Here is a 24,995-nt window from a genome sequence, read left to right as displayed (position 1 = left end):
GATGAGGCTGAGGATGTAATCGGGGAAATCGCAAAAATAGCATGGGAGACCTACTAGAAATCGTTTCCGTTTTACTGATTAAGTTGAAGATCAATAACATGGCATATTGTTTGCTCATTTTTCGGGCAACCAAACACTATGAAGATGAATACTCAACAATTGATTCGTGTCTTAAATGAATGTCAAGACACCTGTGAATACTGTGCCAATGCTTGCCTTGGAGAGCCCAAAGTGTCACATATGATAGATTGTATCCGTACAGATACCGTTTGTGCTACCATTTGTGGGGCCACCGCGTCGGTTTTGTCCGTTACCAATGCCAATTACGCCCCTTTACTTGAATATTGTATCACTGTTTGCGAAAATTGCGCTGACGAGTGCGAAAAACACAACCACGAACATTGCCAGCTTTGCGCCAGAAATTGCCGTGCTTGTGCGGAGGCCTGTAGAAATTATTTAAATGCGGGCTAATTGACATCTTAATACCAAACAAGTCTTAGAATGGGCGAAGAAATGTATCTTATAATTGCTGATTATTTTTTCCTTTTCTTCCACACTGGACTTATTTTGTTTAATTTGACGGGATGGATATGGAGGCCGCTTCGTAAATGGCACCTCGCCTGTATCCTGCTGACATTTGCTTCCTGGGGCATTTTGGGGATTTGGTACGGATTGGGATATTGCCCGCTTACTGACTGGCATTGGGATATATTATTACAGCGGGGGGAAACGGATCTCCCCGCCTCTTATATCAGTTATTTGCTGGAGAGATTATTGGGTCTTTCTCTGAAGGCCGATTTGGTTGATGGATTTACTGTGGGCTTTGCTGTTTTAGCATTGGCCATATCAGTCAAGGTTAATTTTTTCACAAATACTCAGGAAAGGTAGCCTTTGAAATGTTAATACGGTGTCTCAACACAAATCCAAATCATTTTCCCCGTCACAACATCCTTATTTTTTTCTGGGTTAATTTATCGGTCAAATCAATTCGCAATCATTAAATTAAACATAAGGTGTGTATTGCGGCCAACCATAGGGGGATTTTATCTTTGCCTTTTTAAAGTATCGCTTGCCAGCGTAGCATTCTCCAGTTGTATAGGGGGAGTAGGACGTGGTTCTAAGCGGACTATCCGGATAGAATTCTTCTTTTTATCCAGTACGATCATTTTATTTTCTTTCAATGAAACAGATAGTAGCTTTTTGGCGGATTTACCAATTTTAGTATAAAGATCGATTTGTGATTTCTGAGGGTTGCCTGAACTAGCGATAGATACTAGGGATAACGAATGGTCCTTTTTTTTCATGAGGGTATGGAAGGGGTGAATTTTAGATAAACTCAATGGATCCGTGTTTTTCTTATTATCATTAAAAAGCAAATAGAGATTGTTTTCAGCTTGCCACATGGAAAAGGATGCCAAATCAAAGTCTTTTTCCCCCACGAGTTGGTTTTTGCTTACCACGTGGTTCCAGCGGATATGGCCATGGGGAGATAGACCAACGGCCAGGATATTACCAAAAACTGCTTGTGTCCTGTTGGACATTGGTCTGTTAGCGTTGAGCATAGAAGTCTTTTGTTCAAAGGTTTCTCCTACCAACATAAGGTTTCCGTCTTCAGTAATCAAAAGGTCCTTAACATGAAGTGGGGGATTCCCCCCTAAAAGGTCTGAAATTTTGTTGGATTCCCCATTTACTTGTAGGTTGGAAGCTGCGGTGTTTATTTGGTTAAAAGGGATTGTTTTGCGGGAGATGACCCTATGGTCCGTGGAATTTATGTTTAAAAAGAATAGACCCGATGTGTTTTCAACGACCTGATCGGCAGTATAAAAGCCACCGATCAGGATAGTTCCAGATGGGTCTACGGCCAATCCTATTTTGGACAGCATTTCTCCTTCAAGATCTAGGGATGTGATCGCCGTAGTATTTGTCTTCAAGGTGTAACTAGTGAGTAGATATGGGGCCTTGATGCCCGTTGATTTTCCCTTTTCGCCGATCTGCTGAGGCCCGGCCAAAAAGTGGAAGTTTCCGGAGTTCTCTACCTGAGGCAAATAGATGCCCTGCTCATGCTGAAGCATTGTAATTGGAAAATCAAAGCCTCCTAAATTTTCAAAGTTTTCATTTACCAAAAGAAAGTTGTACCCTTGGTTGACGCCTTGTGAATCGATGAGTTGATGAATAATTAGAAGTTTTGTTTTATCCGGCGAAAATTGAAAGGTAAATGCATCTTGATTGGGAGAGGAGGGCACAGCTTTGCTTATTATCCCATCTACCGAAATGTCTGTTATTTTTACAGGATATCCAATTAGGGTTAACTCCTCGGGATTTAATTCTTGGGCAAAAATCCCAGCTTCATTTGAATCTGAATTAATAGACTCAAAAATCATATAGAGTTTTTCTCTAAAAGATAAAATATGTTTAAAATAAATGAATTCAAAGGAACAAATTTCCTGGAGATTCAGCTCTTTTATTATATTTAATTCCTGATCAAATTTAACCAACAAGGAGCTGGACTTGTGTTTTTTTGATCGATAATTGCCTGATTCTGAGATAGAATAATACGCATCTTTTTCTTTTATCAAGTATAAATGGGGGGAGTTTTTCCCGAAATTTCTCCTTTCTTCTCCCCAGATGGGAAGTAATTCCTGTGAGACAGATTGCGCATATAGGAAGTGATTAAATAGTACTATTCCTAAAAAAGATAAAATTATTTTCATTATAGTAAAATTTGAACAGTGTAAATATTTTGAAAAACAAATTTAATACAATGAAAAGCAAAAAACCTAGTATAAAAAAATAAAATGTAATTTTTTTAAGTGCATATCCTGACTGATAAGATATCAAATTTTACCTGGACGGTTGACCTATTGGGTGATCCCCGATTTATATAATGTGCAACTTATGGCATATTATCGCGAGCCAATTGCATTTACTCAGGGAGAAATAGATCCGATTTATGTGGTAAACCTTGGCATTAGAAAGGATTTTACAAACATAAGAGCTACGGTTAGTCTTAACGGTAGCGATATACTCAATATCAGCGTTTTCAGAATTCAGACAGACGATATCGAAATCTCCCAAATGCGGTTCTTTAATCAGGAAGCCCGTATTGGGACGATATCCCAGACATATTCGATTTGGTGTATTTAAAGGAAAAGTGGAAAAGCAGTCAGTTCGATATAATGATGATCCTTTTAATGATGTTTTGAAAATCAAAAATTGCAGGAAGTAAACAAATAGTTTCATTAAATTGAATTTTTTCTTTTAAACAAATAGAACTTTTGTAATTTTGGCAAAAAATTGAAAAATACGATCTATGTGAAGTCAGTTTGATTTTTATTGCCAAATGTATGTCTAGCGCTAGCTTGATTGATATTTGTATTTTTTTACGAATTGAAAAATTCAGTTTCCTATTTCTTTGCTGCCATCCTATGGCATTACTCTTATTTACCCTATGAAAGTCGATACCGCATCTAAACGTAAGCATTTTAAGACAGATCTTTCCGCAGGTCTAGTTGTTTTCCTTATAGCACTTCCACTATGCCTGGGGATTTCCTTGGCCTCAGGGGCTCCATTGTTTACTGGAATTATTTCTGGAATTATTGGAGGCATTGTAGTGGGTTTTTTAAGCAATTCCAATATAAATGTGAGTGGCCCTGCCGCAAGTGTGGCATTGGTAGTGTACACAGCTATTCAAACCATGGGTAGTTATCAGGCTGTTCTGTTGGCGGTAATTTTGGCGGGTGTGTTTCAAATTGGCCTTGGGTATTTAAAGGCCGGTACAGTGGCTTACTTCTTTCCCAATGCCATGATAAAAGGTATTTTGGCATCAATAGGATTGGTGTTGATCCTGAAGCAAATCCCCCATGCATTTGGAATTGATCAAGTATTTGAAGGTATCGAGTCTTTTGGGCAAAATGATGGACGTAATACGTTTTCTGAAATAATTTATGTATTTCAAAATATTGGATGGGGAGCAACAATTATTACATTGGTTTCATTAATTATTATCATCGTCTGGGATCGCCCGGCATTAAAGAAATACGGCTTTTTCAAATTTTTCCCCTCAGCATTGGCAGCTGTGATTGTAAGTATCTTGATCAATCAGGTTTATAAGATGAATTTTCCGGATTTGGCATTAGGACCGGGGCATTTGGTGACTCTTCCGGTGGCAAACGATATTTCCAGCTTTTTTGGGTTTTTCACTTTTCCGGATTTCTCCCAAATCACCAACCCACAAATTTTTTCTATAGCATTGAGCATAACCTTTATCGCCAGTTTGGAGTCCCTGCTAAGCACCGAGGCCGGGGATAAACTAGATCCATATAAAAGGAAGACATCCACCAACACAGAACTGAAGGCTCAAGGAATTGGTAACATCGTAGCCGGATTAGTAGGCGGCTTACCAATAACTGCAGTAATTGTTCGGACCTCAGCAAACGTTAATTCCGGAGGTAGAACAAAAACGTCTACGATAACACATGGCATTTTAATGTTAGTATGTGTGGCTTTCATCCCTTTTCTCCTAAACATGATTCCATTGGCAGCATTATCCGCCGTATTATTTGTGGTTGGATATAAATTGACCAGCTATCCTGTTTACGCTGGAGTATTCAAGCAAGGTAAAAAGCAGTTCTTGCCATTCATTATTACAATCCTTGTCGTGATGTTCACTGACCTGATTACAGGCATCATTGTAGGTGGCACAGTAGCTGTGTTTTTTATTTTGAGGGATAACTATAAAAATGCGTATCTCTATAATAAAATCACCAAAGAGGGGACGGAAAAGACAATCATCAAACTTGCTGAAGAGGTCACTTTCCTTAACAAAGCAGACATCATGTTGTTTCTGGACCACATTCCAGAAAATCATCATGTGGTTATTGACGCTTCCAAATCAGTGTTTATTCATCCGGATATCTTCGATATCATTGAGGATTTTAAGTATACCGCTGATTATAAGAATATAGAGGTTGAGTTGATTGGGCTTGAAAATAGAAATAAAACAAAGACTTTCTGGAAGGGCTGATTTGGTTCTGTTAATGAGAGAGGACATTTCTAAGAATTGAATCTACTTCAGCAGCTTGGCACCACAATGAGGGAATCAAGAGAACGGGCAGTTTGTTATTGAACCTGATAGCTTATCTTTATTTTTCTACAACTAAAGTCATGGATTCAAATACTGAAGAGCAGATCAAATCCGTAATTGTAGGAAAGACCCTGCAACTAGAGCAGGAACTGGTCAATCGTAAAGAGCAGACCCGACCAATGGGGCTGGATAGCGCTATTGGTCGGGTAAGCCGGATGGACTATATTAACAAAAAATCCATTGGTGAAGCTCAATTGAAAAAAAAGGAAACCAAAATAAAAGCCTAGAATAATTGGCTTTCAAAAGTGGGTACGGCTGATTTTGGAAAATGTATCCGATGCGGCAACGAAATCAATATAAATCGGTTATTATTTGTACTTGAAAGTAACCATTGTATACAATGCGCATCCTAATTTGATTATTTTTTTCATTTAGTAGAATAGTTGTGTTCGAACTCCAATTCCGGTCTCATCTCCGAATCTAGGACACTTCCAATTCTTTCCTCAAAACTTCCTTCAGCGAAATCATCGCAATGTGGAAACTTATCCCTGGATTTTTCGACAAATCGTTCATACGTGGAAATTATTCTGGCAGGATTTCCAGCCACGACTGAGTTAGGAGGCACGGACTTGGTTAATACCGAACCCGCACCAACTATGACATTGTCTCCAATTTTCACCCCAAGCAAAATAAGAGAATTCATTCCTACAAATACGTTATTTCCGATCTCTATCCTTCTAAACCGGTATTCCCTGCCAAAGAGCGAGCCGCTGCCGTCATGGGTTATCAATTTCACGTCGTCAGCCAAGGTTACATTATTCCCAATTTCTATTAAAAATGGCTCGTTCCCAAAATGCTTCGTGTAAATGGAGCAGTTTTGTCCAATTTTGACTCCTCTTTTTTTTGCATAGAACTCGTTGCCTTTAGTACGTATGATGTATTCATTGTAAAGGGCGTTGAAAAGGGCAGAAAGTTTTCTTAGTGACATGACGAGTTTTTTATGTAAAAATCTATGTGTTAGTCTATTTCTATTTTACTACCGTAAATTTCGATGTTTTCACATCAGCAATTATTTTATAGTGATATATATTCTCCATATTCTACCAAGTATAAATAATGTGATATATCGATGAAATTTAATTTTTTTCTATGCCATTTACAACAATACCTTTAGTTTTATTTGTATTAATTTTGGTTCATTCAATTATAAATTATATAAAAAGTTAGGAATTAGTTTACAACGAACACAGTTATTGAGTGTAACCTAATGATTTTGAATTTATTAGAATTTAGGATATCTGATAAATGAGCTTGAAGCGGCAATAAGTATTCGATGCGGGAAAGAAATAAACATCAACCGCCCATTGATTTTTGTCGAAGAGTATACGTTTTATATTTGGTATTTAAAAGCTCAATTTTAATCCTCTAGTTTATAATAAGGCGGTGAATTTTACCATCAAAACCGCATAAAAGCAATTCATTATTTGAATCCACCCCAAAAGAGGAAAGCCCAAATGGCACTTGAATAAGTTCGGTGTTAATGGGATCGTCCATATCGGTGACTTCCAGTGACCATATACGCCCCGAGACAAAATCACCATAGATATATTGACCCTGTATCTGGGGAATGCTCTCTCCACGGTAGACAAATCCACCGGTGATTGAAACGTCCCCGGCGGATCGTCCATATTCCCAAATGGGCAAAGTCAAACCGCTTCGATCGCAGTCTACAGCTGGATTAAAACACTGTGTCCCTTCCATGACCCGCCAGCCATAGTTCCCGCCATTTTCGATGATGTTGATTTCCTCCAACCGATTCTGTCCTACATCCCCGGTCCACAAATTTCCATTTTCCACATCAAAACTAAACCGCCATGGATTTCGCAACCCGTAAGCAAAGATTTCCTCACGGTAACCTTCCTTATTATTTACAAACGGATTGTCGGGAGGGATAGAATAATTCATCCCATTACTGGGGTTGTCCACGTCTATCCGAAGGATTGCTCCGAGCAGGTTAGTGAGGTTTTGGGAATTGTTTTGGGGGTCCCCGCCGGACCCTCCGTCTCCCATTCCAGTATATAGGTAACCATCCGGTCCAAATACAACCTGGCCTCCGTTGTGATTACCATAGGGCTGTTCAATTTCCAATAGGACCAGCCCACTACCCGAATCGGCCTGGTTTGCGTTTGACGCAGAAACTTGAAAACGCGATATGACTGTTCGATTCGGACTGGAGGCGGTATAGTTGACGAAAAAATATCCGTTGTTCTCAAAGTCTGGGTGAAAGGCTAAACCTAGAAGTCCTTCTTCATTGCCTTGGTCCCGAACTTGGGACTCAATATCTAGGAAAACCCCCTTTTCAGGATTTTGGAGATCTCCACTGACAACTGAGATGACACCACGCTGTTCTACTACAAAAAAACGTTCATCTCCTGCATGCTGTACATCGACTGGCCTTGTAAATGTCAGGCCGGGAAAAGCATCGGTAATACTGATTTCAGTTGGAATGATCGGTTCAGGGTTTTCGGTTCCTTGGGTGCAGCCCGAGGAAAGCGAAGCTAGAAATATGGGGATTAATGCGCAAAGATTACAGAAGGACTTCATGGTGAATTGATTAGAGCTGATAAACAAGAAAACCTATGCTTTTTCAAAGCAAAGTAGGTGCCATCCTTCAAATTTACGGAATTAGCCTTGGGGTTGAATTTATTACTCCAATATTATTCGGCCAATCAAAGTGTAAAATAATCTATATACATACGAAATAAGTAAGTTTTTATATAACTAATATTGTTGTATAATCAACTACATTTATAATCAGTGGTATTACTTCATATTATAATAACATAAATATTATTTAGAAATAAAATAAAAATTATACTTGTAAGTTTGAATTAAATATTTTTTTATATTTTTAACATCATTACAATCCATACGATAGTTTGTATTTTCATTAATAATGCGGAGTCTTTTTAGGTTGTCTCTATTCCTCATTAGATACTAACAATTCCCAAATAATAGTTTTTGTATATTCAGTTTTAGATTTAGCTTAATTTTTATTTAAAATTAAAGCGAATAGAGTTGGTTGTTCAAATCTATAAGCTATTATACAGAGTTTATTTTTATATTTTGTTTGGATCTATAAGGAAAATTTCGAGTATGAATTAGTTAAATATAACAGAGGTTAAGTTGTACTTTATGTATTATAAGTGATTGAAAAATAGACCACTATGAAGTGTAATCAGATTACAACAATCTGTAATTTGCCAATTAAAAAGACAGGTTGGACGGGGGGAAATAGAAGAAAAACTCAGTAATGTTAATTATTGATTGGTTTGTTAACTAATACTTTAACCTCTAAATAATTTATTATGATTACCAATCTACCTGCAGGCTATTGGAGGATAATGGTATTGCTATGTCTTCTAATGCCTGACCCCTTAATTGTTTGGACTCAAAAAAACTTCACCAAAGGGACAATAAAAGATGAGCGTGATGAGAGTACTGCTGGAGAGTGTTATAGTTAAAGGCACTCAAGAGCCATCCAACCGCAAGGTAATGCACAGATTGTAACTAACATCGTTGATTTTAAAATGAATTTCCAAGAAGCATACTTGTCATCTGAAAGTTTCCCATTAATAAGTATCATGAACCTGGGACAAAATTTTATCCATTTCCCGCTTCAGGTCCTCTGATGGAATCAAAGAGCGCATCCGAGACTAAAATCATCAACTGTTCTGCCAGAAATTATCACTTGTCGGTTTCGCTGCACCTTACAGGAGGAGAGTACGGCCAGTAAAATTTGAAGGAAATTTTTCATGTTAGTGGTTTTGTAAAGGTTTGAGAAAAAATGGACAATCAAGGGTTAGGAGTAGTGACGAAGTCATAGATTAACTTACTGATCTGGGCGATTGCTTCTTTGCCTTTTGGAACGTCTGTCAGATTTTTGGATAGGATCACCAAGACATACCGGTTTCCATCTGCTAACTCCACAATGGCAGAGTCATGTTGGACCCCGGTGATGGATCCGGTTTTATGGGCAACTTTTACACCTTCCGGTAGGTATTTAGGTATCAGATCATTAAAGTATTGATCCGAGAGTATTACCAACATATGGGAGGATGCTTCTTGGTTTACAGCTTTACCAGAGGCGATTGCCTCCAGGATGACCATAAGGTCGAAAGCGGTGACTGTGTTACTCATATCGGCATCGTAGGCTTTCTGGTCTTCAACCCCACGTAGCACTTCAATATCAGCAGCGCCTAAGTCCCGCATGGTTTGGGTAACTTTTTTGGCATCTACCTTTTCAATCAAGATGTTTGTAGCCAAGTTGCTGCTCTTGGTGATCATTTGGTACATAAGCTCGTAGATTGTGGTTTTTTGACCGATTTGGTTATAGAGTCCCTCTTGGGAGTCCACACCTAAATCCATAGCATATAGACTTCCGTCATAGATACTCTTGAACTCATTGATGATGGGGATGGAGTCACTAAGATCAAAACTTCCCTCGGCTGCCTGCTTATAAATCTCAATCATTACTGGGGTCTTCATAGTACTTGCGGCATGGAAGACCTCTTTTTCATTTATCAAAAGTTGCTCACTAGTATCAGCCAAATTGTGGAAAGCAATAGCAAAATTCCCCTTAATTTCTGAAATATTCCCCAAAATGGTATTTTTTAGGTCTTCAAGTTGAGTACCGTTTGAGGATGAATTCGGTTTGCAATTTACCAACAGAAAGCAAATACAGCCGATTAATGTTAGAATTTTCATGTTGTCAGTGGTTTTTCAGAGCAAATTGTGATGAAATGGGGACATTATCTGGGAATGAGGTAATTTCTTTGGCAAGTTAATTGATGAATGTCAAACACCCAGCTGATTTTTCTAAAATGTATTCATCGGCCAAGGGTTAATTTGACGGAATTATCGCCTTTTTTTGCAAAATCACAGTAAAATATTCAATCTTTGTATCCATGAATGAAACTTCTTCTACGTTAAAAATTTCCCTTTGGACAAAGGCCCAAGAAACTTTGGTAACTCATATTAAGGAGGTGCAATATCAGTTACTTGAGTTGCAAGAAGCTTCTGATGGCGAAGATAAAAATTCGGCAGGGGATAAATATGAGGTCGGACGTGAAATCATCAATCAAAGTAGGGAACTGCTAGACAAGCAACTTGAGTCATATAGAAAAATGCAGCATCTCCTTAAAACAGTATCGATGAGTGATGCGGACAAAGTACAGGAAGGCTCACTTGTGAAACTCCCCTTGGGATATATCTGGGTATCTGTACCTTTGGGAAAAATTGAGTTGGAAGGGGTAAGTTATCAACTTGTTTCGAAAGATTCTCCTTTGATTCAGGCGTTATGGGAATTGAAAGCCGGGGAATCGGGTACTTTTAGAGATAAAAAAATGAAGGTTGAAGAGGTTTATTAATTTTTAAACCTATTAAATCCCTCAATTCAATTAGCTGGTCAGTGCAAAATCGGATGTAGTGGCAATATAGAGGTACGGGAAAAAATCTGATATAAGAAAATTTAACGAGGAAGAAGAGGAAACGGGTTTTATCAGGAGTTCAATTCAACGCCCAGGTATTTCAGATGTTCGGGAAATAGAATTACCACAACTGGGCTTGGCCCAACCCTTCCTACCGGTCTTTATTCTTCAGGACCAATGAGCAATAGCTCAATAGAAATCCCAAAGCCCAAATATATTCCTTAGCCCGTTTAGTTGGATTACCATGTTGTGCGTTCGCTCTAGTTCTACTGCTTCGTTCCAGATTTATTAAATGTAAATTCCTCCAAGAAAAAAACTCTAATAGTATCTGATATATGCTGTTCGCTTTTCGGTATTTTTAATACCCTTTTATCTTATCCACTACATTCATCAGCGGCAGGTTATTGGAATATCGGCGTACATTTTCAGCAATCAATGCTACGGCTCTTTCCTGCCGCACTGGGGCCTGGCCGGAATTGTGAGGGGTGATGACTAAATTCGGACAATTCCACAGCGGGTCATCCGCTGGCAAAGGCTCCGGCGTGGTTACGTCCAGTCCGGCGCCTTGTATTCTTTTTTCTTTCAAAGCTGTTACTAATGCACCCTGATCCACCAACCCGCCGCGGGAAACGTTAATAAAGTAGGCACTATGTTTCATTTTGCTGAAGACAGCCGCATTAAACATGCCTTTTGTTTCTGACGTTAAAGGCGCTGCACTCATCAACACATCCACTTGCGGTACCATTTCCATAAACCAACCGGGATCATGCAATTCTGCTACAAACTCCGATTTGGGCAAAGGCTTGGCATCTGTGCCAAATACCTGCATATTAAAGCCGTAATGCAGGCGGCGGGCCGTTTCCGAACCGATCCCACCCATGCCCACTATGCCGATCGTCTTGCCGTACAGGTCCACCAACGGCGTATCGCTTGGCGCCTGCACCCACTTTCGCTGTGCAAGGGCAGGAATGGACACTTGTGCCAAGCCTCGGGTAAGGCTGAGTAAGAGGGCAATTGCCGTCTCGGCAATGACTGGGGCGTACACCCGCTGCATGTTGGTAAGCGTACAGGGATGTTCTTTTAGTTCCTTGGACATGTTTTCCACGCCGGCGCCCATAGTTTGCACCCATTTCAGCCCCTTTGCGGCCGGCACCAGGCTGCCGTCAATTGAACCCAAAATCACCTCCGCATTTGTAACGTGCAACTTCAATTCGCTTGCGTCCTCTATCATAATCAAATGGATATTCTTCCCTGCCGCACGTATACGTTGTACCTCTTGGGAAGAAAATTTCTGAGTACATAGAATTTTTATAGGTCCGGCATGGGGGTTTCGCTTTTTTAAATCATTCTCCCTAGTAGAACCGCCGGGAACGAAAGCCGAGGCTTTATTGGGCAGTGTAACGGCAGCAGCGGTGGAAGCAAGCGCAGTAAGGAAATTGCGGCGGGAAAAGGAAGAGTTTGCCATTTTTATTACGTTATTTATTTGAAGTTTATTTATAAAAAATAATGAGCCTATATCCAATACATCGTTTAATTACAGAAACAAATACAAAAAGAAAATGAGACTTACTTATTTGTAAGGAATATTGCTATGGTAGTTGAATAAAGGCCAATGAACTACCAAATGATATTCCGAGGAGAAACTACGTCAATCAACGAAGTGTAGTTTCAAACTACTAGGATTTTAGTGGAACAAAATCGAGTTAGATGAATTGCACTTAAAATGAAGTACAATTAGTTTATATATATGATAAAGTTAAGCAAATCCTTTCAATTCCATTAGCTTTGTGTATATTTTTTTACTACAGATCATTGTAGATCAGATAAATATCTGCCGGATATCGGGGAATACAGGATGTAGACGTAATACATAGTCTATAAAAAATTAGATTAAACAAAAAAGGCAGACCCTTGGATCTGCCTTGGTGGAGGATAACGGATTCGAACCGATGACCCCTACACTGCCAGTGTAGTACTCTAGCCAGCTGAGCTAATCCCCCGAATTGGATTGCAAAGATAAGTAGCTAATCGAAATCAGCAAACAATTAGGTGGAATAATTTGTCCGGGTGAGAATGCTTCTGCCCAAGGTAACTTCATCCGTAAATTCCAATTCACCTCCCACGGGAATCCCCCTTGCGATGGTGCTAACTTTAATTCCGATGGCTTCCAGCTTCCTACCGATAAAAAAGGACGTGGTATCTCCTTCCATGGTGGCAGGCAATGCCAATATGATTTCTTTAACTGTCTCCCCGTCGAGCGGCGTATTGACCCTCTCCATCAAAGACGAAATATGGATATCTTCAGGCCCCCTTCCTTGAATGGGGGAAATTACCCCGCCGAGTACATGGTATAGCCCCTGATATTGCGAGGTGTTTTCTATAGCCAATACATCAGGAATATCTTCCACCACACAAATTATCGAGCGGTCTCTTTTGGGGTTGGAGCAGGTGGAACATACCTCCGTATCGGATATATTGTGGCATATCTTGCAATAGGAGGTTTTGGAGCGAAGGTCGATAATGGACTGTGCCAGTGACGAAGCTACCGACTCATGCTGTTTAAGCAAGTGGAGGGACAGTCTTAAAGCCGTTTTTTTACCTATACCGGGAAGCCGGCTGATTTCGGTCACAGCCTCTTCGATAAGCCTTGAGGGGAAATTCACAGCAATTACCTTTAAACTATGGCCGCTTGAATACCCGCATCCAAAATGGATTGGCACAAGGGTTTAAGCTTTGACACACTTCCTTTTTTAACGGAGCATTTCCCTTTGAAATGTATGATAAGTGTACACTGCTCGGCTTGTTCGGAGGTGTGGTTACAGACCTTAATCAGGATTTTTGTGACATGTTCGAAGGTATTAAAATCATCATTGAAGACCACTAAGTCGTATTCTTCCTGATCGACTAGATCTTCCAGCAATACCTCTACCTCGTTCTCTATCAATTGTTCTAATGGTTTCATTTTGCAAAGTTAATAATAAATCACAACTTTAACGCTTTCTATCGTAATCGTATATGGATTCCAATTTAATTTTAATAGTCATAACAGGCTATTTTTTGATGTTGTTCATCATCTCTTGGTTTACTACCCGAAAGCTTTCCCAAGATACGTTTTTTACCGGTGACAGGCAGTCACCGTGGTTCTTGGTTGCATTTGGCATGATAGGAGCTTCCTTGTCGGGAGTCACCTTCATTTCAGTCCCCGGAGAAGTTGGCAATAGCAACTTTTACTATTTTCAGGTGATTTTAGGGTATACGGTGGGCTATGCGGTTATTGCCAAGGTCTTGCTACCCCTTTACTATCGGTTAAATCTGGTTTCGATCTATGCCTACCTTGAGCAACGCTTTGGCTTTTGGTCCTATAAAACAGGTGCATTTTTCTTTATCCTATCCAGGACTTTGGGCTCCTCTATTCGGGTTTTTTTAGTTGCCAGCGTTTTGCAGCTGATTCTTTTTGACCATTGGGAGATTCCTTTTTGGGTTTCTGTTTTTATTACCGTCATGCTCATATGGCTGTATACCTTTAGGGGGGGGATAAAAACAGTTGTTTGGACAGATACGCTTCAGACATTTTTTATGCTAGCCGCAGTAGGTGTCAGTATTCATTTGGTCATGGACGAATTGCAAATTAGCGGGGTAGGGGACTTGATAGACGTCGTCTCTTCACACCCCAATTCCAAAATCTTTAACTGGAACTGGCAGGAAGGGACTAACTTCTTTAAGCAGTTTTTGTCGGGCGCATTTATCGTTATCGTAATGACGGGTCTTGATCAGGATATGATGCAGAAAAACCTGACCTGTCGCAATTTGGGAGATGCTCAGAAAAACATGTTTTGGTTTACCAATATATTGGTAGTTGTGAATTTAATATTTTTGGCTTTGGGCGTATTGCTTTTTATTTATGCGGATGCCAAGGAAATACCGATCCCTGCCAAGACCGATGAATTATATCCCTTACTGGCCACCTCTTATTTCTCGGCCTTTGCTGGAATTGTATTTGTCTTAGGAATAACAGCGGCGGCTTATTCCAGTGCGGATTCGACCCTTACGGCACTAACGACTTCCTTCTGCTTTGATTTTCTTGAAATTCAGAAAAAATACGGATTGAAAAAGCAAGTATCCGTCCGGAAAACCGTTCATTTGGGATTTGCATTTCTAATGTTTCTGGTAATTTTGGTGGTAGAGTGGTTGAACGACCAAAGTGTAATCAATGCCGTATTCATTATCGCAGGCTATACTTATGGCCCATTATTGGGACTTTATAGTTTCGGCTTATTCACTGATCGACAGGTTGTTGACAAATGGGTGCCACTACCTGCATTATTGGCTCCCCTCTTTGCTTTTGTCATTTCTCTAAACTCCCAAAATTGGTTTTGGGGTTATAAATTTGGTTTCGAAATTTTGATCCTTAACGGACTTTTGATGTTTTTGGGGATGTGGATCCTTTCTAAACCGCCTGAAAAAAATCAATAGACATCCGTTTTTTTCAAAATCAAGGAAAAAAACGTCCAGATTATAATTTTAATATCCAGGATTAAGGACCAGTTATCGATATAGAAAATATCTAATTTACATCTTGAATTGATGTCATAGAAATCTTTTGTTTCTCCCCTGAATCCCTTAGCCTGAGCCAGGCCGGTTATGCCAGGTTTGACAGTGTGCCTATACATGAAATTATCTATTTCTTCTGAGAATTTATCGTTCATTGGAATGGTATGCGGCCGGGGACCGACAATTGACATTTCACCGATTAAAACATTTATAAACTGGGGAAGTTCATCCAAACTGCTTCCTCTCAAAAGCCCTCCTATCCGGGTGATTCTTGCGTCATTTTTCGTGGCTTGTTTGGTGTCTGCCTCTCCATTTTCATACATTGACCTAAATTTATAACAATAAAAAGGAACGTTGTCTTTTCCGTGCCGAAGTTGCCTGAAAAAAACAGGTCCTTTGGAATCGAGTTTGATAATCAATCCAATTAGAGGAAATAGCCAAGAAAAGACGGCAATAAATAAAATAAGACTTGTAAAAAAATCAAAACCACGCTTAAGCTTTGCACGCTTAAGCTTTCGCTTAGGCGCGTTTGAAAATTTCGATGGTAAGGCTTTTTTCGATGAATCTTTTCGTTTTTTCTTAACCCTACTAGGCTGCGCTTCCTGAATTAGAACTCCTGCCATAAAACTTTCCATTCAAATTGTAGATTTTAATCAAATAAAATTAGATATGATAAACTTTAGTAGCGGGATTATTGTTTTTGAAACTTGAAAAATGCATTTCAAATTTATAAATAAGTATTTTGATAAACAATAAAATTAACACATTAAACTCGAAAGTTCAAAAGTCGTGCCTAAATTCTCTATCAATTTAAAATTAAGCCTTGTAAGAATAACAATTTTTTAACTTTAAATGCTATAACAGGTCACAAATCCAGATTGCATTGAGGATCCCAAAAATGAAAACCGAAATTCTGAACAATATCATTTTTAATATCAATCCCTTCTTTGCTTAGCCTTTCAATCATTTCGGTGGGTGAGTTGAAATGATGCTTCCCGGTAAGTAATCCTACCCTATTTACTACACGGTGGGCAGGTATATCAGGATAGGAATGGGCCGCATTCATCGCATAACCCACCAACCGAGCACTCCCTTTGGCTCCTAAATAATTTGCTATAGCTCCATAGGTGGTGACCCTTCCAGCAGGTATTAACCTCACTACTTGGTACACTTGATCGAAAAAATTTTCCCGCTTAGTTTTCACCTGTCAATAAAATTATCCTTTGGTTAAGTTTTCTCTTTATCTCTTTTTCCATTGACCTTTCTGAATGGGTAAGTTGAACTTGTAACTTTATTCTTACTGAATCTTTTTGAATTGACAGGGTTTTTATGTAAAACGTATCAATGTCGATTGCCGCTAAATAAGGTGTTAGCGAAATTTTCAGTGCGCTCTCCAACTTTCCCAAATCCAGATGTGGACTTAATTTCACTTCGAATTCCAAAGTAATTTTTTTGACATTCTGTCTAGAGTGGTTGATAACTTGGGAGGAAAGGATCAGGCTATTTGGGATCATAACTAGGTCTTCGTCTTCATTCACAATGACGACATTGAGAAGGGTAATGTCTTGAATTTTCCCTTTTATTTCACCAAATTTTATATAGTCTCCTAGAGTAAGTTGATCTGAAAACATAAGAATCAGTCCATTGATCATATTGGTAATGTAATCTTTGGAAAGCAGTGCAATTGCTGCTGCCACGATCGTAATGCTACTCAAGAATTCCAGTGGCTGAATATCAAAAAGCACCATGATGCTTAGTAAAACAATCAACACATTGAAAATTCCCGCTATATGATTTATACCAAGCACAAAGTTGGCATGAAGTCCGGCTCTCCGTTTTTTCCGTAGATAGAAACGGACCAAGATTATTCTGCCAAGGGAAATAATCAGGTTTCCGGCGACGATGATCTCTACCGCATTCAACAGTCGTTGAATTTTCGGAAAATAAGGAGCGGCAATTTCACCCAATAAACCGGAAAAGAGCAGAAAGGCGACATACACAAAGATCTTTAATAAAAAGATTGCCCGGGTTTTTCTTTCTCTAAGCTCTAACTGGTCTTTTTTGGATTTCATGGGGTAATTCAAAAATTAGTCTTAATTTTAACAAATTCGATAGAACGGAGACAAAATTACCTGTTTGCATAATAAAAATAGATAAAATGAATAGAAATATCATAGTTACCGGTAGCACGGGAAATTTAGGCAGAAAAGTAGTAAGCAAATTTAAACGGGAAGGATACAAAGTTATCGCCATTATTGAACCAGGTAGCGGCGATGAACTGGATGAGGCGGATGATGTATATGAGGTAGATGTTACCAAAGATGGCGCCGCCAAGGCCTTTGCTAAGGAATATGCGCTTCAATATGGTGAAGTAGAGTGTATTGCCCTATTGGTTGGTGGGTATGCAGGAGGGTCCATTGAAAAGACCAGTACCCAGGACCTGAATAATATGATTACGCTTAATTTTTTCAGTGCTTTTAACATGGTCAAGTATTTCTTGCCGGTAATGAAAAAGGCAAACCATGGCAGTTTTCTTTTTGTGGGAGCCAGGCCGGCTCTGGAAAAAGAGACGGGTACAGGTGCATTGGCATACGCTTTGAGTAAAGGGTTGGTTATGGATTTGGCTGAATATACAGCCAAAGAGGTGGCTGATACATCCATTAGATCTCACGTCTTTGTACCAAGTATAATTGATACACCCCAAAACAGAGAGAGCATGCCGGAGAGTGATTTTACTAAGTGGGTAAGTCCTGCCGATATCGCGGAGGCGATGCACTATGCGGCAAATAATGGTGCCCTACGTAACATGACATTCAAGCTTTACGGAGGAGTGTAATCTACTTTCACACCTCATAGTTCTATAAGTAACTTATAAATTAAACCGAAATGAAAGTTTTTAGAAATTTTATATCGTGTTGCTACATACTAGTGGTAGCTACCACAACGGTCTCCTATGCACAGACAGTAGAGGAATCAAGGGCCTTAGCTGCATTTAACAGTATTCAGGTATCAAGTGGTATAGACGCAACCTTGGTAAAAGGAGATACTCATGCGATAGAAATAACTGCTTCCGGGGTTGAACTTTCAAAAGTGGAATCCAAGGTAACCAACAGGGTGTTGGAACTGAAAGTTTCAGGAATAAGTCCAAAAGCAAGTACGGTAAAAGCAACAATAACTTATGTTAGCTTAGAGGAAATAGGTGCGTCCACAAGTGCGAAAGTTTTTATAAAAGACCCTATTACCGAGAAAGCTGTCAAACTTTTCGCGGCCACAAGCAGCTATATAGAAGCGGAGGTTAATGCCCAGGATCTACTGGTAGACGCACAGACCAATGCCAAAATATTTGTGACTGGAAAAGCAACTAATCTGGATTTCTCTGCATATACCAATGCTGAAATTGATGGGGAAAAGCTTGTGACGGATAATGCCACAGTTAGAATTAACACCAACGCCAAAGGGAGTTTTCATGTTAATGAATCCATAAAGGGTACTGCGGCAACGAGGGGAAGGGTCGTGTATACCGGTGATCCGAATATAGTTGATATTAAGACCAATACAGGTGGGTCTATTAATGAGAAATAACAGATTAGTTCTTGGGTGGGTATTTGCATTTAGCCTTCTCCTATTGGTTGGTTGTCAGTCCAAATCCCAAGTAGTTTCAGGAGAATCTGACATTAAAAATTTGCTTACGGATTTTTTTTCGGCAATGAAATCTAAAAATCTCCGAGTTTTGCAAGGGTCCTTTCACGCAGATGCGATAATGAACACAACTTTGGATGCAGGAGATTTTGCTACCCTTGGCAATACAAATGTAGCTGATTTCATTTCCCGAGTGGAGACGAGTCCATCGGTGTTGGATGAGGAGATTTTGTCCATGGCAATCCTGATAGACGGCAACATGGCCCATGCCTGGACCCCATATAGATTTTATGTAGATGGCAACTTCAGCCATTGTGGTGTCAATTCATTTCAGTTGATAAGAACAGAAATGGGGTGGAAAATCGTCCATATTATAGATACCCGGAACAAAGAAGGCTGTGACTAGTGCCTGTTTTTATTTTGCTTCTGATATACGCTGACAATGGAATAGACCACATATCCTTCCAAAATGATAAATGCGGCCACAAACACCAGTTGCCCTACGTTATCCTTAATGCTGCCACGGAACAGGACGAACAGCAGGAAAATAACTATTCCAAAAATAAAAGCAGTTTTGATCCGCATGTAAATTATAGATTTGAACGATTAAATGGTGATAAAAAGATTAATTCACTGATATTTGTCGAAACAAGAGATCATTGCACAAACTTCTCCAATAAATATATCTTTCACCAATTCTAAGGGAAAAAGTTTGTGATATATAAAATTTGTCCTTAGAATTGTGCGTCAAATAAACAAGCATGGATTTCGCAGTAAATATGTCTACAGAAATATCGGGCTCTGAAACCTTTCAGTTGTTTACCTGCGTCAACTTTTCTACCCGTACCACGGCCACATTAATTTCAATTACGGGGTAATCCCGTTTTGCTTTACCATATTACCCCTTTTCCAGAGGTCTTCCATAGCCTTTACATATACCTTTTAATCCCATACATAGCAATGAAAATTATCAAATTCGGAGGATCATCCATAGGCGATATCGATAGGATAAAAAATGTGTTGAAAATCGTCAGCCAAGCAAAAGCTAAGGATGATATAGCTGTTGTTTTTTCTGCCTTTGGAGGTGTGACGGAGGATTTGTTGAAATGTGCGGAATTGGCCAAAAGAAATGACTCTGCCTACCAGCCGTTGCTTTTGGCGATGGAAAAAAGGCACATGCTTTTGGTAAAGCAATTGATAAACGTCCAGAAACAATCTTCCGTGCTGACCTATGTAAAGGTACGTTTCAATGAGTTGGAAGACCTTTTTCACGGTATTTTTTTAATAAAAGAATTTTCTGCCAGAACCTCCGACTATGTTGTAAGTTTCGGGGAGCGGATTTCGGCGTTCATTTTAGCTGAAGCTCTTCGGGAAAAGGGATTGGATACCCTTTATGTGGATGCTAGGGACGTAATTCGTACCAACGACAACTTTGGAAATGCCAAGGTGAATTTCCCCACAACAAACCAACTAATTTGGGATCTTTATACCAAAACAAACGACATGCTGGTGGTCACAGGGTTTGTGTCGGCCACAGATAAAGGAGAAACGACCACCCTGGGCAGAAGCGGTTCGGATTATACCGCAGCGATTTTCGCCGCAGCTCTCAAAGCGGATTCGTTGGAAATCTGGACGGATGTGTCGGGAGTTATGACGGCGGACCCCAAATTAGTGTATTCCGCCATTACCATACCTCAACTGAGTTACAATGAGGCGATGGAACTTTCGCATTTCGGAGCCAAGGTGGTTTTTCCAGCCACGATGCAGCCTGCAATGCGGAGGAAAATCCCCATCTATATTAAAAACACCTTTGAACCTGAAAATACGGGTACCCTCATTTGTGAGGAAACTGAGACTACCAAACTGATCAAAGGGATATCCTCTTTGAGTCACATTTCATTGTTGAATATCCAAGGGTCAGGATTGGTAGAAGTTGTCGGAGTCAGTAGCAGGGTCTTTGGTGCTTTGGCCCGTAGCCAAGTCAACGTAATCCTGATTAGTCAGGCTTCTTCCGAACACAGTATTTGTGTGGCTATAAAATCCTCTGATGCGGAAAAAGCGAGCGAAGTCATCGAACAGGAGTTTCATTTCGAAATCATTGCCGGCGAAATGGACAAGGTTGCCATCATGCCGAATATGGCCGTGATAGCAGTTGTAGGTGAAAACATGAAACACCATCCAGGGGCCAGTGGAAGACTATTTCAGGCCCTTGGAAGAAACAATATAAACGTTTCGGCGATAGCTCAAGGAAGCTCCGAACTGAATATTTCGGCGGTAATCAAACAAACGGATTTGCAGAAGGGGCTTAACGCATTGCATGAAGCCTTTTTCTTGGCAGATAATAAGGTATTACACCTCTTTCTAATTGGTGTGGGGCTAATCGGTAAAGCGTTGACGAAAATGATCAATACTCAATTGGTAAAGTTGCAGACGGATTATATGTTGGACATCAAGATTCATGGACTGGCGAATTCCAGGTACATGTCCTTTGATGAAGATGGGTTTGACCTTTCTACAAGTCCTGTTCCATCGGAAAAGGACCTTCCTATGGACTTGAATGTGTTCTTAAACACCATGAACAGCATGAATTTTTCCAATTCGGTCTTGGTGGACTGTACGGCAAGCCAAGAGGTAGGAGATTGCTATCAGCGGGTGTTGGAATCCAAAGTGGCTATCGTGACACCAAATAAAAAGGCTAATTCGGGCCCCTTGGAAAAATATAAGGAGTTGAAAAGGCTATCCGGTCAGCGAAATATTAAGTTCCTTTACGAAACCAACGTAGCCGCCGGCCTTCCAGTCATTAACACCCTTCAGGATCTTATCCTCAGCGGAGACTCAGTGATCCGAATCGAAGGGGTGTTAAGCGGTTCCATGAACTTTATCTTTAGTGAACTAGGTAAAGGCATTCCGTTCAGTGAGGTAGTGGCTAATGCCAAGGCAAAAGGCTATACCGAACCGGATCCGAGGGATGACCTGAGTGGAATGGATGTAGCGCGCAAAATTTTAATTCTTGGAAGGGAGGCCGAACAGGATCTTCACTTTGAGGACGTCACCGTACAAAGCATGGTACCAGAAGACTGTGTCCATGCCAAATCGATTTCTGAGTTTATGGAAAAACTTAAAGCCCACGATGACCATTTCAAAAAGCTTTTGGACGAGGCGGATAAGAAGGGTGAAAAGCTACGCTTTATGGCGGTACTTGAAAACGGAAAAGCGTCTGTAGGATTGAAATCAGTGAACAGTAAGCATCCATTTTATGCGTTGGAGGGCAGTGACAATATGATTCTGTTCACTACGGAACGTTACCATGAATTCCCAATGATCATTCGAGGCCCAGGTGCTGGCGCAGATGTTACTGCTGCCGGCGTATTTGCAGACATTATCCGCTTAGGAAATTATTCCCGCTAATCATGGAAATGAAAAAAGTTACCGCTTTTGCACCAGCTACCGTGGCCAATGTCTCCTGTGGATTTGATATCTTGGGCTTTGCAGTAGATGGGTTGGGAGACAAAGTATCTGTAAGTCTAAATGACTCTCAAGAGATCAAAGTTACCTTGATTGAAGGGGATCAGGGCAAGCTGCCATATGAGGTTGATAAAAACACCTGCGGGGTCGCAGTAAATGCCATGCTTAAGGCCATGAATTATAAGGGGGGCGTGGATATCGAATTGTATAAAGGCCTTCCTTTGGGCAGCGGAATGGGATCCAGTGCGGCGAGTGCCGTCGCTGCCCTAGTTGCTACAAATCGGCTGTTGGGAAACCCATTTGAAAAGGCAGCCTTATTGCCATTTGCGATAGAGTCGGAGCGGGTAGCCTGTGGGGCAGGTCACGCGGACAATGTATCCCCAGCCCTTTTTGGTGGATTTGTGTTGATCCGGGAGTACCATCCGCTCGATGTAATCCCGCTCAATGTACCTCGTGGACTTTATTGTACCCTGGTTCACCCACATTTGGTGTTGAATACAGCAGATTCCAGAAGTGTTTTGAAACAGCATGTGTCGCTGAAGGATGCCACCACCCAATCAGGCAACATTGCAGGACTTGTGGCTGGGCTATACCAAGAAAATATGGCCCTTATCAGCCGCTCCCTGAATGATGTCATTGCAGAACCCTCGAGGTCGGTCCTTATTCCTGGATACGATGAAGTGAAGGAGGCCATCAAAATGGCCGGTGCTTTGGGATGTGGAATTTCAGGCTCTGGTCCTACTATCTTTATACTTTCACCGTCGGAAGAAATCGCCTGGGAAGTAAGCCGAATCAGTCAGGAAGTATTTGAGAAGATAGGACTTGATATAGACCTGTACGTGTCAGCCATCAATACGCGTGGAGCATACGTTATCGAAGAAAAAAAATAATCCCTTTTTCAGCCAAACTGGTAATCGGGACAACTTCACACCATTGAACCAATCATGAAATTTTACAGTACCAATAATCCGGCACATATTGTTTCACTTCAGGAAGCTGTCATCAAAGGACTTGCTCCAGATCAGGGGCTTTATATGCCAGTGACCATTCCGCAACTTCCGGCTTCTTTTTTTAAGCGGATGCCGGAAATGTCTTTTCTGGAAATAGGTTTTGAGGTTATTAGTGCTATTTTCTCTGAAGACTTGTCGGAAGCTCAGATTCAGGACCTGGTAGCTCATACCTTGCAGTTTGACGCTCCTTTGGTCCAGGTAGAAGAGGATGTCTTTAGTTTGGAATTATTCCACGGACCTACATTAGCCTTTAAGGATTTTGGAGCGAGATTTTGCTCGAAGTTGATGAGCCTGTTGCTTGATGGGAAAAAGGTAAAGGTACTTGTCGCTACTTCCGGTGACACAGGCAGTGCTGTGGCCAACGGGTTTTATGGTATAGATGGTGTTGATGTCGTGATTCTGTACCCTTCTGGAAAAGTTAGCGAACTGCAGGAAAAACAGTTTACGACCTTGGGAGGCAACATAACAGCATTGGAAGTAGAGGGCGTATTTGACGATTGTCAGCGAATGGTTAAGGAAGCCTTTTTGGATGCTGACTTACAGGAAAAGATGCTATTAACATCCGCCAATTCCATCAACATTGCCAGATGGATTCCACAATGCCTCTATTACTTTTATGCCGTATCCCGTTTACCAAGGAATGATAAAAAAGTGGTTTTTGCGGTACCGAGTGGAAATTTCGGTAATTTAGCCGCCGGGATTTTAGCCCAGCGAATGGGGCTTTCAATTGACATGTTTGTGGCAGCTACCAACACTAATAAGATAGTACCTGATTTTTTAGAGGGGATGCCATTTATGGCCAAACCTTCCATACAGACTATAAGCAATAGCATGGATGTAGGTAATCCAAGTAATTTTTATCGGCTATTAGCCTTATATGGAGGAGATGAGGCTCTGTTGAAGAAAAATGTTACCGGTTGTTTTTATACTGACCAGGCTACCCGTGAATCCATGCTTGCTGTAAAGAAATCAACAGATTACACCATGGATCCGCATGGCGCTGTAGCCTACTTGGGATTAAAAGATTTTATGAGCGCATATCCTGATAGTTATGTAGGTGTTTTTTTGGAAACAGCACATCCGGGCAAATTCAGACAGGTAGTAGAGGAAACCCTTGGTGAAACCTTAGTCCTTCCGGATCGCTTGGAGTCCTTTATGAAAGGAGAGAAGAAAGTCTCCCCAATGGCCAATGATTATGCGGCATTTAAGAAGTTTTTGTTAAGCTCCATTTGATTAATACTATAACTAGCTTTTTTTGTATAAAAAACTTGAGTATGGATTATGGTTACGCTTTCATTTTGATGATTTCGGTAAGCACGGATTTTACGTGAAGGATGTCTTCTGTGGAAATTTTATCGGACTTGATTGACTCAAATATTTTCATGGGAATGGGTGCTGCAGTTTCCCTAGCTTGTAGACCTTTGTCGGTCAATTCTATAATGACACTTCGCTCATCTGTAGCTGAACGGGTTCTTCTGATAAATCCCTTACTTTCGAGCCTTTTCAGCAGGGGAGTGAGGGTGCTTGTTTCTAAGAGCAAACAAGAGCAGATATCTGAAACGTTTCGATGGTCATTTTCCCATAGAACCATCAGCACCAAGTATTGCGGATAAGTGATTTCCAGTTCGTTCAGGTAGGGCTGATAAAGCTTTGTAATTATTCTAGAGGTAGCGTATAGCGGAAAACATACTTGATTTTCCAGTTTTAGAAGTTCGGTATACATGGGGTTTACTTTTACATTTCAAATCTATAACAGTT

At 40.4% G+C, this 24,995-nt stretch carries 26 protein-coding genes and 1 tRNA gene; 14 read left to right on the top strand and 13 right to left on the bottom strand.

Annotated elements, in window-relative coordinates; genetic code table 11:
* The first annotated feature begins 144 nt into the window (after positions 1-144).
* Both FQ608_RS09290 and FQ608_RS09285 read left to right on the top strand, forming a co-directional pair.
* Positions 145-471, top strand: a complete 327-nt coding sequence (locus tag FQ608_RS09290; RefSeq protein ID WP_158857720.1) for a four-helix bundle copper-binding protein — start codon at positions 145-147, stop codon at positions 469-471.
* 30 nt (positions 472-501) lie between these two features.
* On the top strand, positions 502-888 hold the full coding sequence (locus FQ608_RS09285; RefSeq protein WP_158857718.1) for a DUF2784 domain-containing protein: 387 nt from the start codon (positions 502-504) through the stop codon (positions 886-888).
* Between the two features lie 155 nt (positions 889-1,043).
* On the opposite strand, the gene FQ608_RS09280 is transcribed toward FQ608_RS09285, so the two are convergent.
* Complete coding sequence (locus tag FQ608_RS09280) at positions 1,044-2,711, bottom strand: hypothetical protein (RefSeq protein WP_158857716.1); 1,668 nt, start codon at positions 2,709-2,711, stop codon at positions 1,044-1,046.
* 154 nt (positions 2,712-2,865) lie between these two features.
* Between FQ608_RS09280 and FQ608_RS09275 the strand changes: the two genes are divergently transcribed.
* The 4 genes from FQ608_RS09275 (at position 2,866) to FQ608_RS28010 (ending at position 5,496) form a co-directional block, all read left to right on the top strand.
* Positions 2,866-3,144, top strand: a complete 279-nt coding sequence (locus FQ608_RS09275) for an outer membrane beta-barrel protein (protein WP_317168910.1) — start codon at positions 2,866-2,868, stop codon at positions 3,142-3,144.
* A 304-nt stretch (positions 3,145-3,448) separates the two neighbouring features.
* A complete protein-coding gene (locus FQ608_RS09270) occupies positions 3,449-5,023 on the top strand; it encodes a SulP family inorganic anion transporter (RefSeq protein WP_158857712.1) in 1,575 nt (524 codons plus the stop codon).
* Positions 5,024-5,163: 140 nt separating this feature from the next.
* Positions 5,164-5,370 (top strand): hypothetical protein, encoded by a 207-nt coding sequence (locus FQ608_RS09265; protein WP_158857710.1) that lies wholly within the window; start codon positions 5,164-5,166, stop codon positions 5,368-5,370.
* A gap of 18 nt (positions 5,371-5,388) precedes the next feature.
* Positions 5,389-5,496 (top strand): TraR/DksA C4-type zinc finger protein, encoded by a 108-nt coding sequence (locus tag FQ608_RS28010; protein WP_158857708.1) that lies wholly within the window; start codon positions 5,389-5,391, stop codon positions 5,494-5,496.
* A 14-nt stretch (positions 5,497-5,510) separates the two neighbouring features.
* Here the strand turns inward: FQ608_RS28010 and FQ608_RS09255 are convergent, their stop codons facing one another.
* The 3 genes from FQ608_RS09255 to FQ608_RS09245 form a co-directional block, all read right to left on the bottom strand.
* A complete protein-coding gene (locus FQ608_RS09255) occupies positions 5,511-6,071 on the bottom strand; it encodes an acyltransferase (protein WP_158857706.1) in 561 nt (186 codons plus the stop codon).
* A gap of 437 nt (positions 6,072-6,508) precedes the next feature.
* On the bottom strand, positions 6,509-7,687 hold the full coding sequence (locus FQ608_RS09250; RefSeq protein ID WP_158857705.1) for a PQQ-dependent sugar dehydrogenase: 1,179 nt from the start codon (positions 7,685-7,687) through the stop codon (positions 6,509-6,511).
* A 1,251-nt stretch (positions 7,688-8,938) separates the two neighbouring features.
* Positions 8,939-9,850, bottom strand: a complete 912-nt coding sequence (locus tag FQ608_RS09245) for a serine hydrolase (RefSeq protein WP_158857703.1) — start codon at positions 9,848-9,850, stop codon at positions 8,939-8,941.
* A 200-nt stretch (positions 9,851-10,050) separates the two neighbouring features.
* Between FQ608_RS09245 and FQ608_RS09240 the strand changes: the two genes are divergently transcribed.
* Positions 10,051-10,512, top strand: coding sequence for a hypothetical protein (locus FQ608_RS09240; protein ID WP_158857702.1), 462 nt, complete (start codon positions 10,051-10,053; stop codon positions 10,510-10,512).
* Positions 10,513-10,930: 418 nt separating this feature from the next.
* Here FQ608_RS09240 and FQ608_RS09235 read toward each other — a convergent pair whose 3' ends face one another.
* From FQ608_RS09235 to FQ608_RS09220, 4 genes are all read right to left on the bottom strand, one after another.
* Positions 10,931-12,037 carry a D-2-hydroxyacid dehydrogenase gene (locus FQ608_RS09235; protein WP_158857700.1) on the bottom strand — a complete coding sequence of 369 codons (1,107 nt, stop codon included), beginning with the start codon at positions 12,035-12,037 and terminating at the stop codon, positions 10,931-10,933.
* A 458-nt stretch (positions 12,038-12,495) separates the two neighbouring features.
* A tRNA-Ala gene (locus FQ608_RS09230) sits at positions 12,496-12,572 on the bottom strand.
* A gap of 45 nt (positions 12,573-12,617) precedes the next feature.
* Complete coding sequence (gene recR / locus FQ608_RS09225) at positions 12,618-13,235, bottom strand: recombination mediator RecR (protein WP_158857698.1); 618 nt, start codon at positions 13,233-13,235, stop codon at positions 12,618-12,620.
* A gap of 11 nt (positions 13,236-13,246) precedes the next feature.
* Positions 13,247-13,534 (bottom strand): ATP-dependent Clp protease adaptor ClpS, encoded by a 288-nt coding sequence (locus tag FQ608_RS09220; protein WP_158857696.1) that lies wholly within the window; start codon positions 13,532-13,534, stop codon positions 13,247-13,249.
* Positions 13,535-13,587: 53 nt separating this feature from the next.
* Between FQ608_RS09220 and FQ608_RS09215 the strand changes: the two genes are divergently transcribed.
* On the top strand, positions 13,588-15,045 hold the full coding sequence (locus tag FQ608_RS09215; RefSeq protein ID WP_158857695.1) for a sodium:solute symporter: 1,458 nt from the start codon (positions 13,588-13,590) through the stop codon (positions 15,043-15,045).
* On the opposite strand, the gene FQ608_RS09210 is transcribed toward FQ608_RS09215, so the two are convergent.
* From FQ608_RS09210 to FQ608_RS09200, 3 genes are all read right to left on the bottom strand, one after another.
* Positions 15,039-15,758, bottom strand: coding sequence for a sugar transferase (locus tag FQ608_RS09210; protein ID WP_234364144.1), 720 nt, complete (start codon positions 15,756-15,758; stop codon positions 15,039-15,041). The two genes, FQ608_RS09215 and FQ608_RS09210, sit on opposite strands and share 7 nt — an antisense overlap.
* A 230-nt stretch (positions 15,759-15,988) precedes the next feature.
* Positions 15,989-16,327 (bottom strand): MGMT family protein, encoded by a 339-nt coding sequence (locus tag FQ608_RS09205; protein ID WP_158857693.1) that lies wholly within the window; start codon positions 16,325-16,327, stop codon positions 15,989-15,991.
* Complete coding sequence (locus FQ608_RS09200; RefSeq protein WP_158857691.1) at positions 16,317-17,195, bottom strand: mechanosensitive ion channel family protein; 879 nt, start codon at positions 17,193-17,195, stop codon at positions 16,317-16,319. Before FQ608_RS09200 ends, FQ608_RS09205 begins: the two co-directional genes overlap by 11 nt.
* A gap of 86 nt (positions 17,196-17,281) precedes the next feature.
* On the opposite strand from FQ608_RS09200, the gene FQ608_RS09195 reads away from it, so the two are divergent.
* Genes FQ608_RS09195 through FQ608_RS09185 form a run of 3 tightly spaced genes read left to right on the top strand, consistent with a single transcriptional unit; the run spans position 17,282 to position 19,168 of the window.
* Positions 17,282-17,959: an SDR family NAD(P)-dependent oxidoreductase gene (locus FQ608_RS09195; protein WP_158857689.1), complete on the top strand. Its 678-nt coding sequence runs from the start codon at positions 17,282-17,284 to the stop codon at positions 17,957-17,959.
* Positions 17,960-18,009: 50 nt separating this feature from the next.
* On the top strand, positions 18,010-18,705 hold the full coding sequence (locus FQ608_RS09190) for a head GIN domain-containing protein (protein WP_158857687.1): 696 nt from the start codon (positions 18,010-18,012) through the stop codon (positions 18,703-18,705).
* The gene (locus FQ608_RS09185; protein ID WP_234364143.1) at positions 18,695-19,168 is read left to right on the top strand and encodes a nuclear transport factor 2 family protein; all 474 of its coding nucleotides are present in this window, start codon (positions 18,695-18,697) and stop codon (positions 19,166-19,168) included. Before FQ608_RS09190 ends, FQ608_RS09185 begins: the two co-directional genes overlap by 11 nt.
* Here the strand turns inward: FQ608_RS09185 and FQ608_RS09180 are convergent.
* The gene (locus FQ608_RS09180; protein WP_158857685.1) at positions 19,165-19,347 is read right to left on the bottom strand and encodes a hypothetical protein; all 183 of its coding nucleotides are present in this window, start codon (positions 19,345-19,347) and stop codon (positions 19,165-19,167) included. The genes FQ608_RS09185 and FQ608_RS09180 overlap by 4 nt on opposite strands.
* A gap of 375 nt (positions 19,348-19,722) precedes the next feature.
* Between FQ608_RS09180 and thrA the strand changes: the two genes are divergently transcribed.
* Genes thrA through thrC form a run of 3 tightly spaced genes read left to right on the top strand, consistent with a single transcriptional unit; the run spans position 19,723 to position 24,470 of the window.
* Positions 19,723-22,170 (top strand): bifunctional aspartate kinase/homoserine dehydrogenase I, encoded by a 2,448-nt coding sequence (gene thrA, locus FQ608_RS09175; protein WP_158857684.1) that lies wholly within the window; start codon positions 19,723-19,725, stop codon positions 22,168-22,170.
* A gap of 8 nt (positions 22,171-22,178) precedes the next feature.
* Positions 22,179-23,117, top strand: a complete 939-nt coding sequence (locus FQ608_RS09170; RefSeq protein ID WP_158857846.1) for a homoserine kinase — start codon at positions 22,179-22,181, stop codon at positions 23,115-23,117.
* 54 nt (positions 23,118-23,171) lie between these two features.
* Positions 23,172-24,470: a threonine synthase gene (thrC, locus tag FQ608_RS09165; RefSeq protein ID WP_158857682.1), complete on the top strand. Its 1,299-nt coding sequence runs from the start codon at positions 23,172-23,174 to the stop codon at positions 24,468-24,470.
* A gap of 52 nt (positions 24,471-24,522) precedes the next feature.
* Here the strand turns inward: thrC and FQ608_RS09160 are convergent, their stop codons facing one another.
* Positions 24,523-24,960, bottom strand: coding sequence for a MarR family winged helix-turn-helix transcriptional regulator (locus FQ608_RS09160; RefSeq protein ID WP_158857680.1), 438 nt, complete (start codon positions 24,958-24,960; stop codon positions 24,523-24,525).
* Between the last annotated feature and the right edge of the window lie 35 nt (positions 24,961-24,995).

Source organism: Lunatibacter salilacus (assembly GCF_009797935.1).
GTDB classification, from domain to species: domain Bacteria; phylum Bacteroidota; class Bacteroidia; order Cytophagales; family Cyclobacteriaceae; genus Lunatibacter; species Lunatibacter salilacus.
This window is presented reverse-complemented; position numbering and strand designations above follow the sequence as displayed.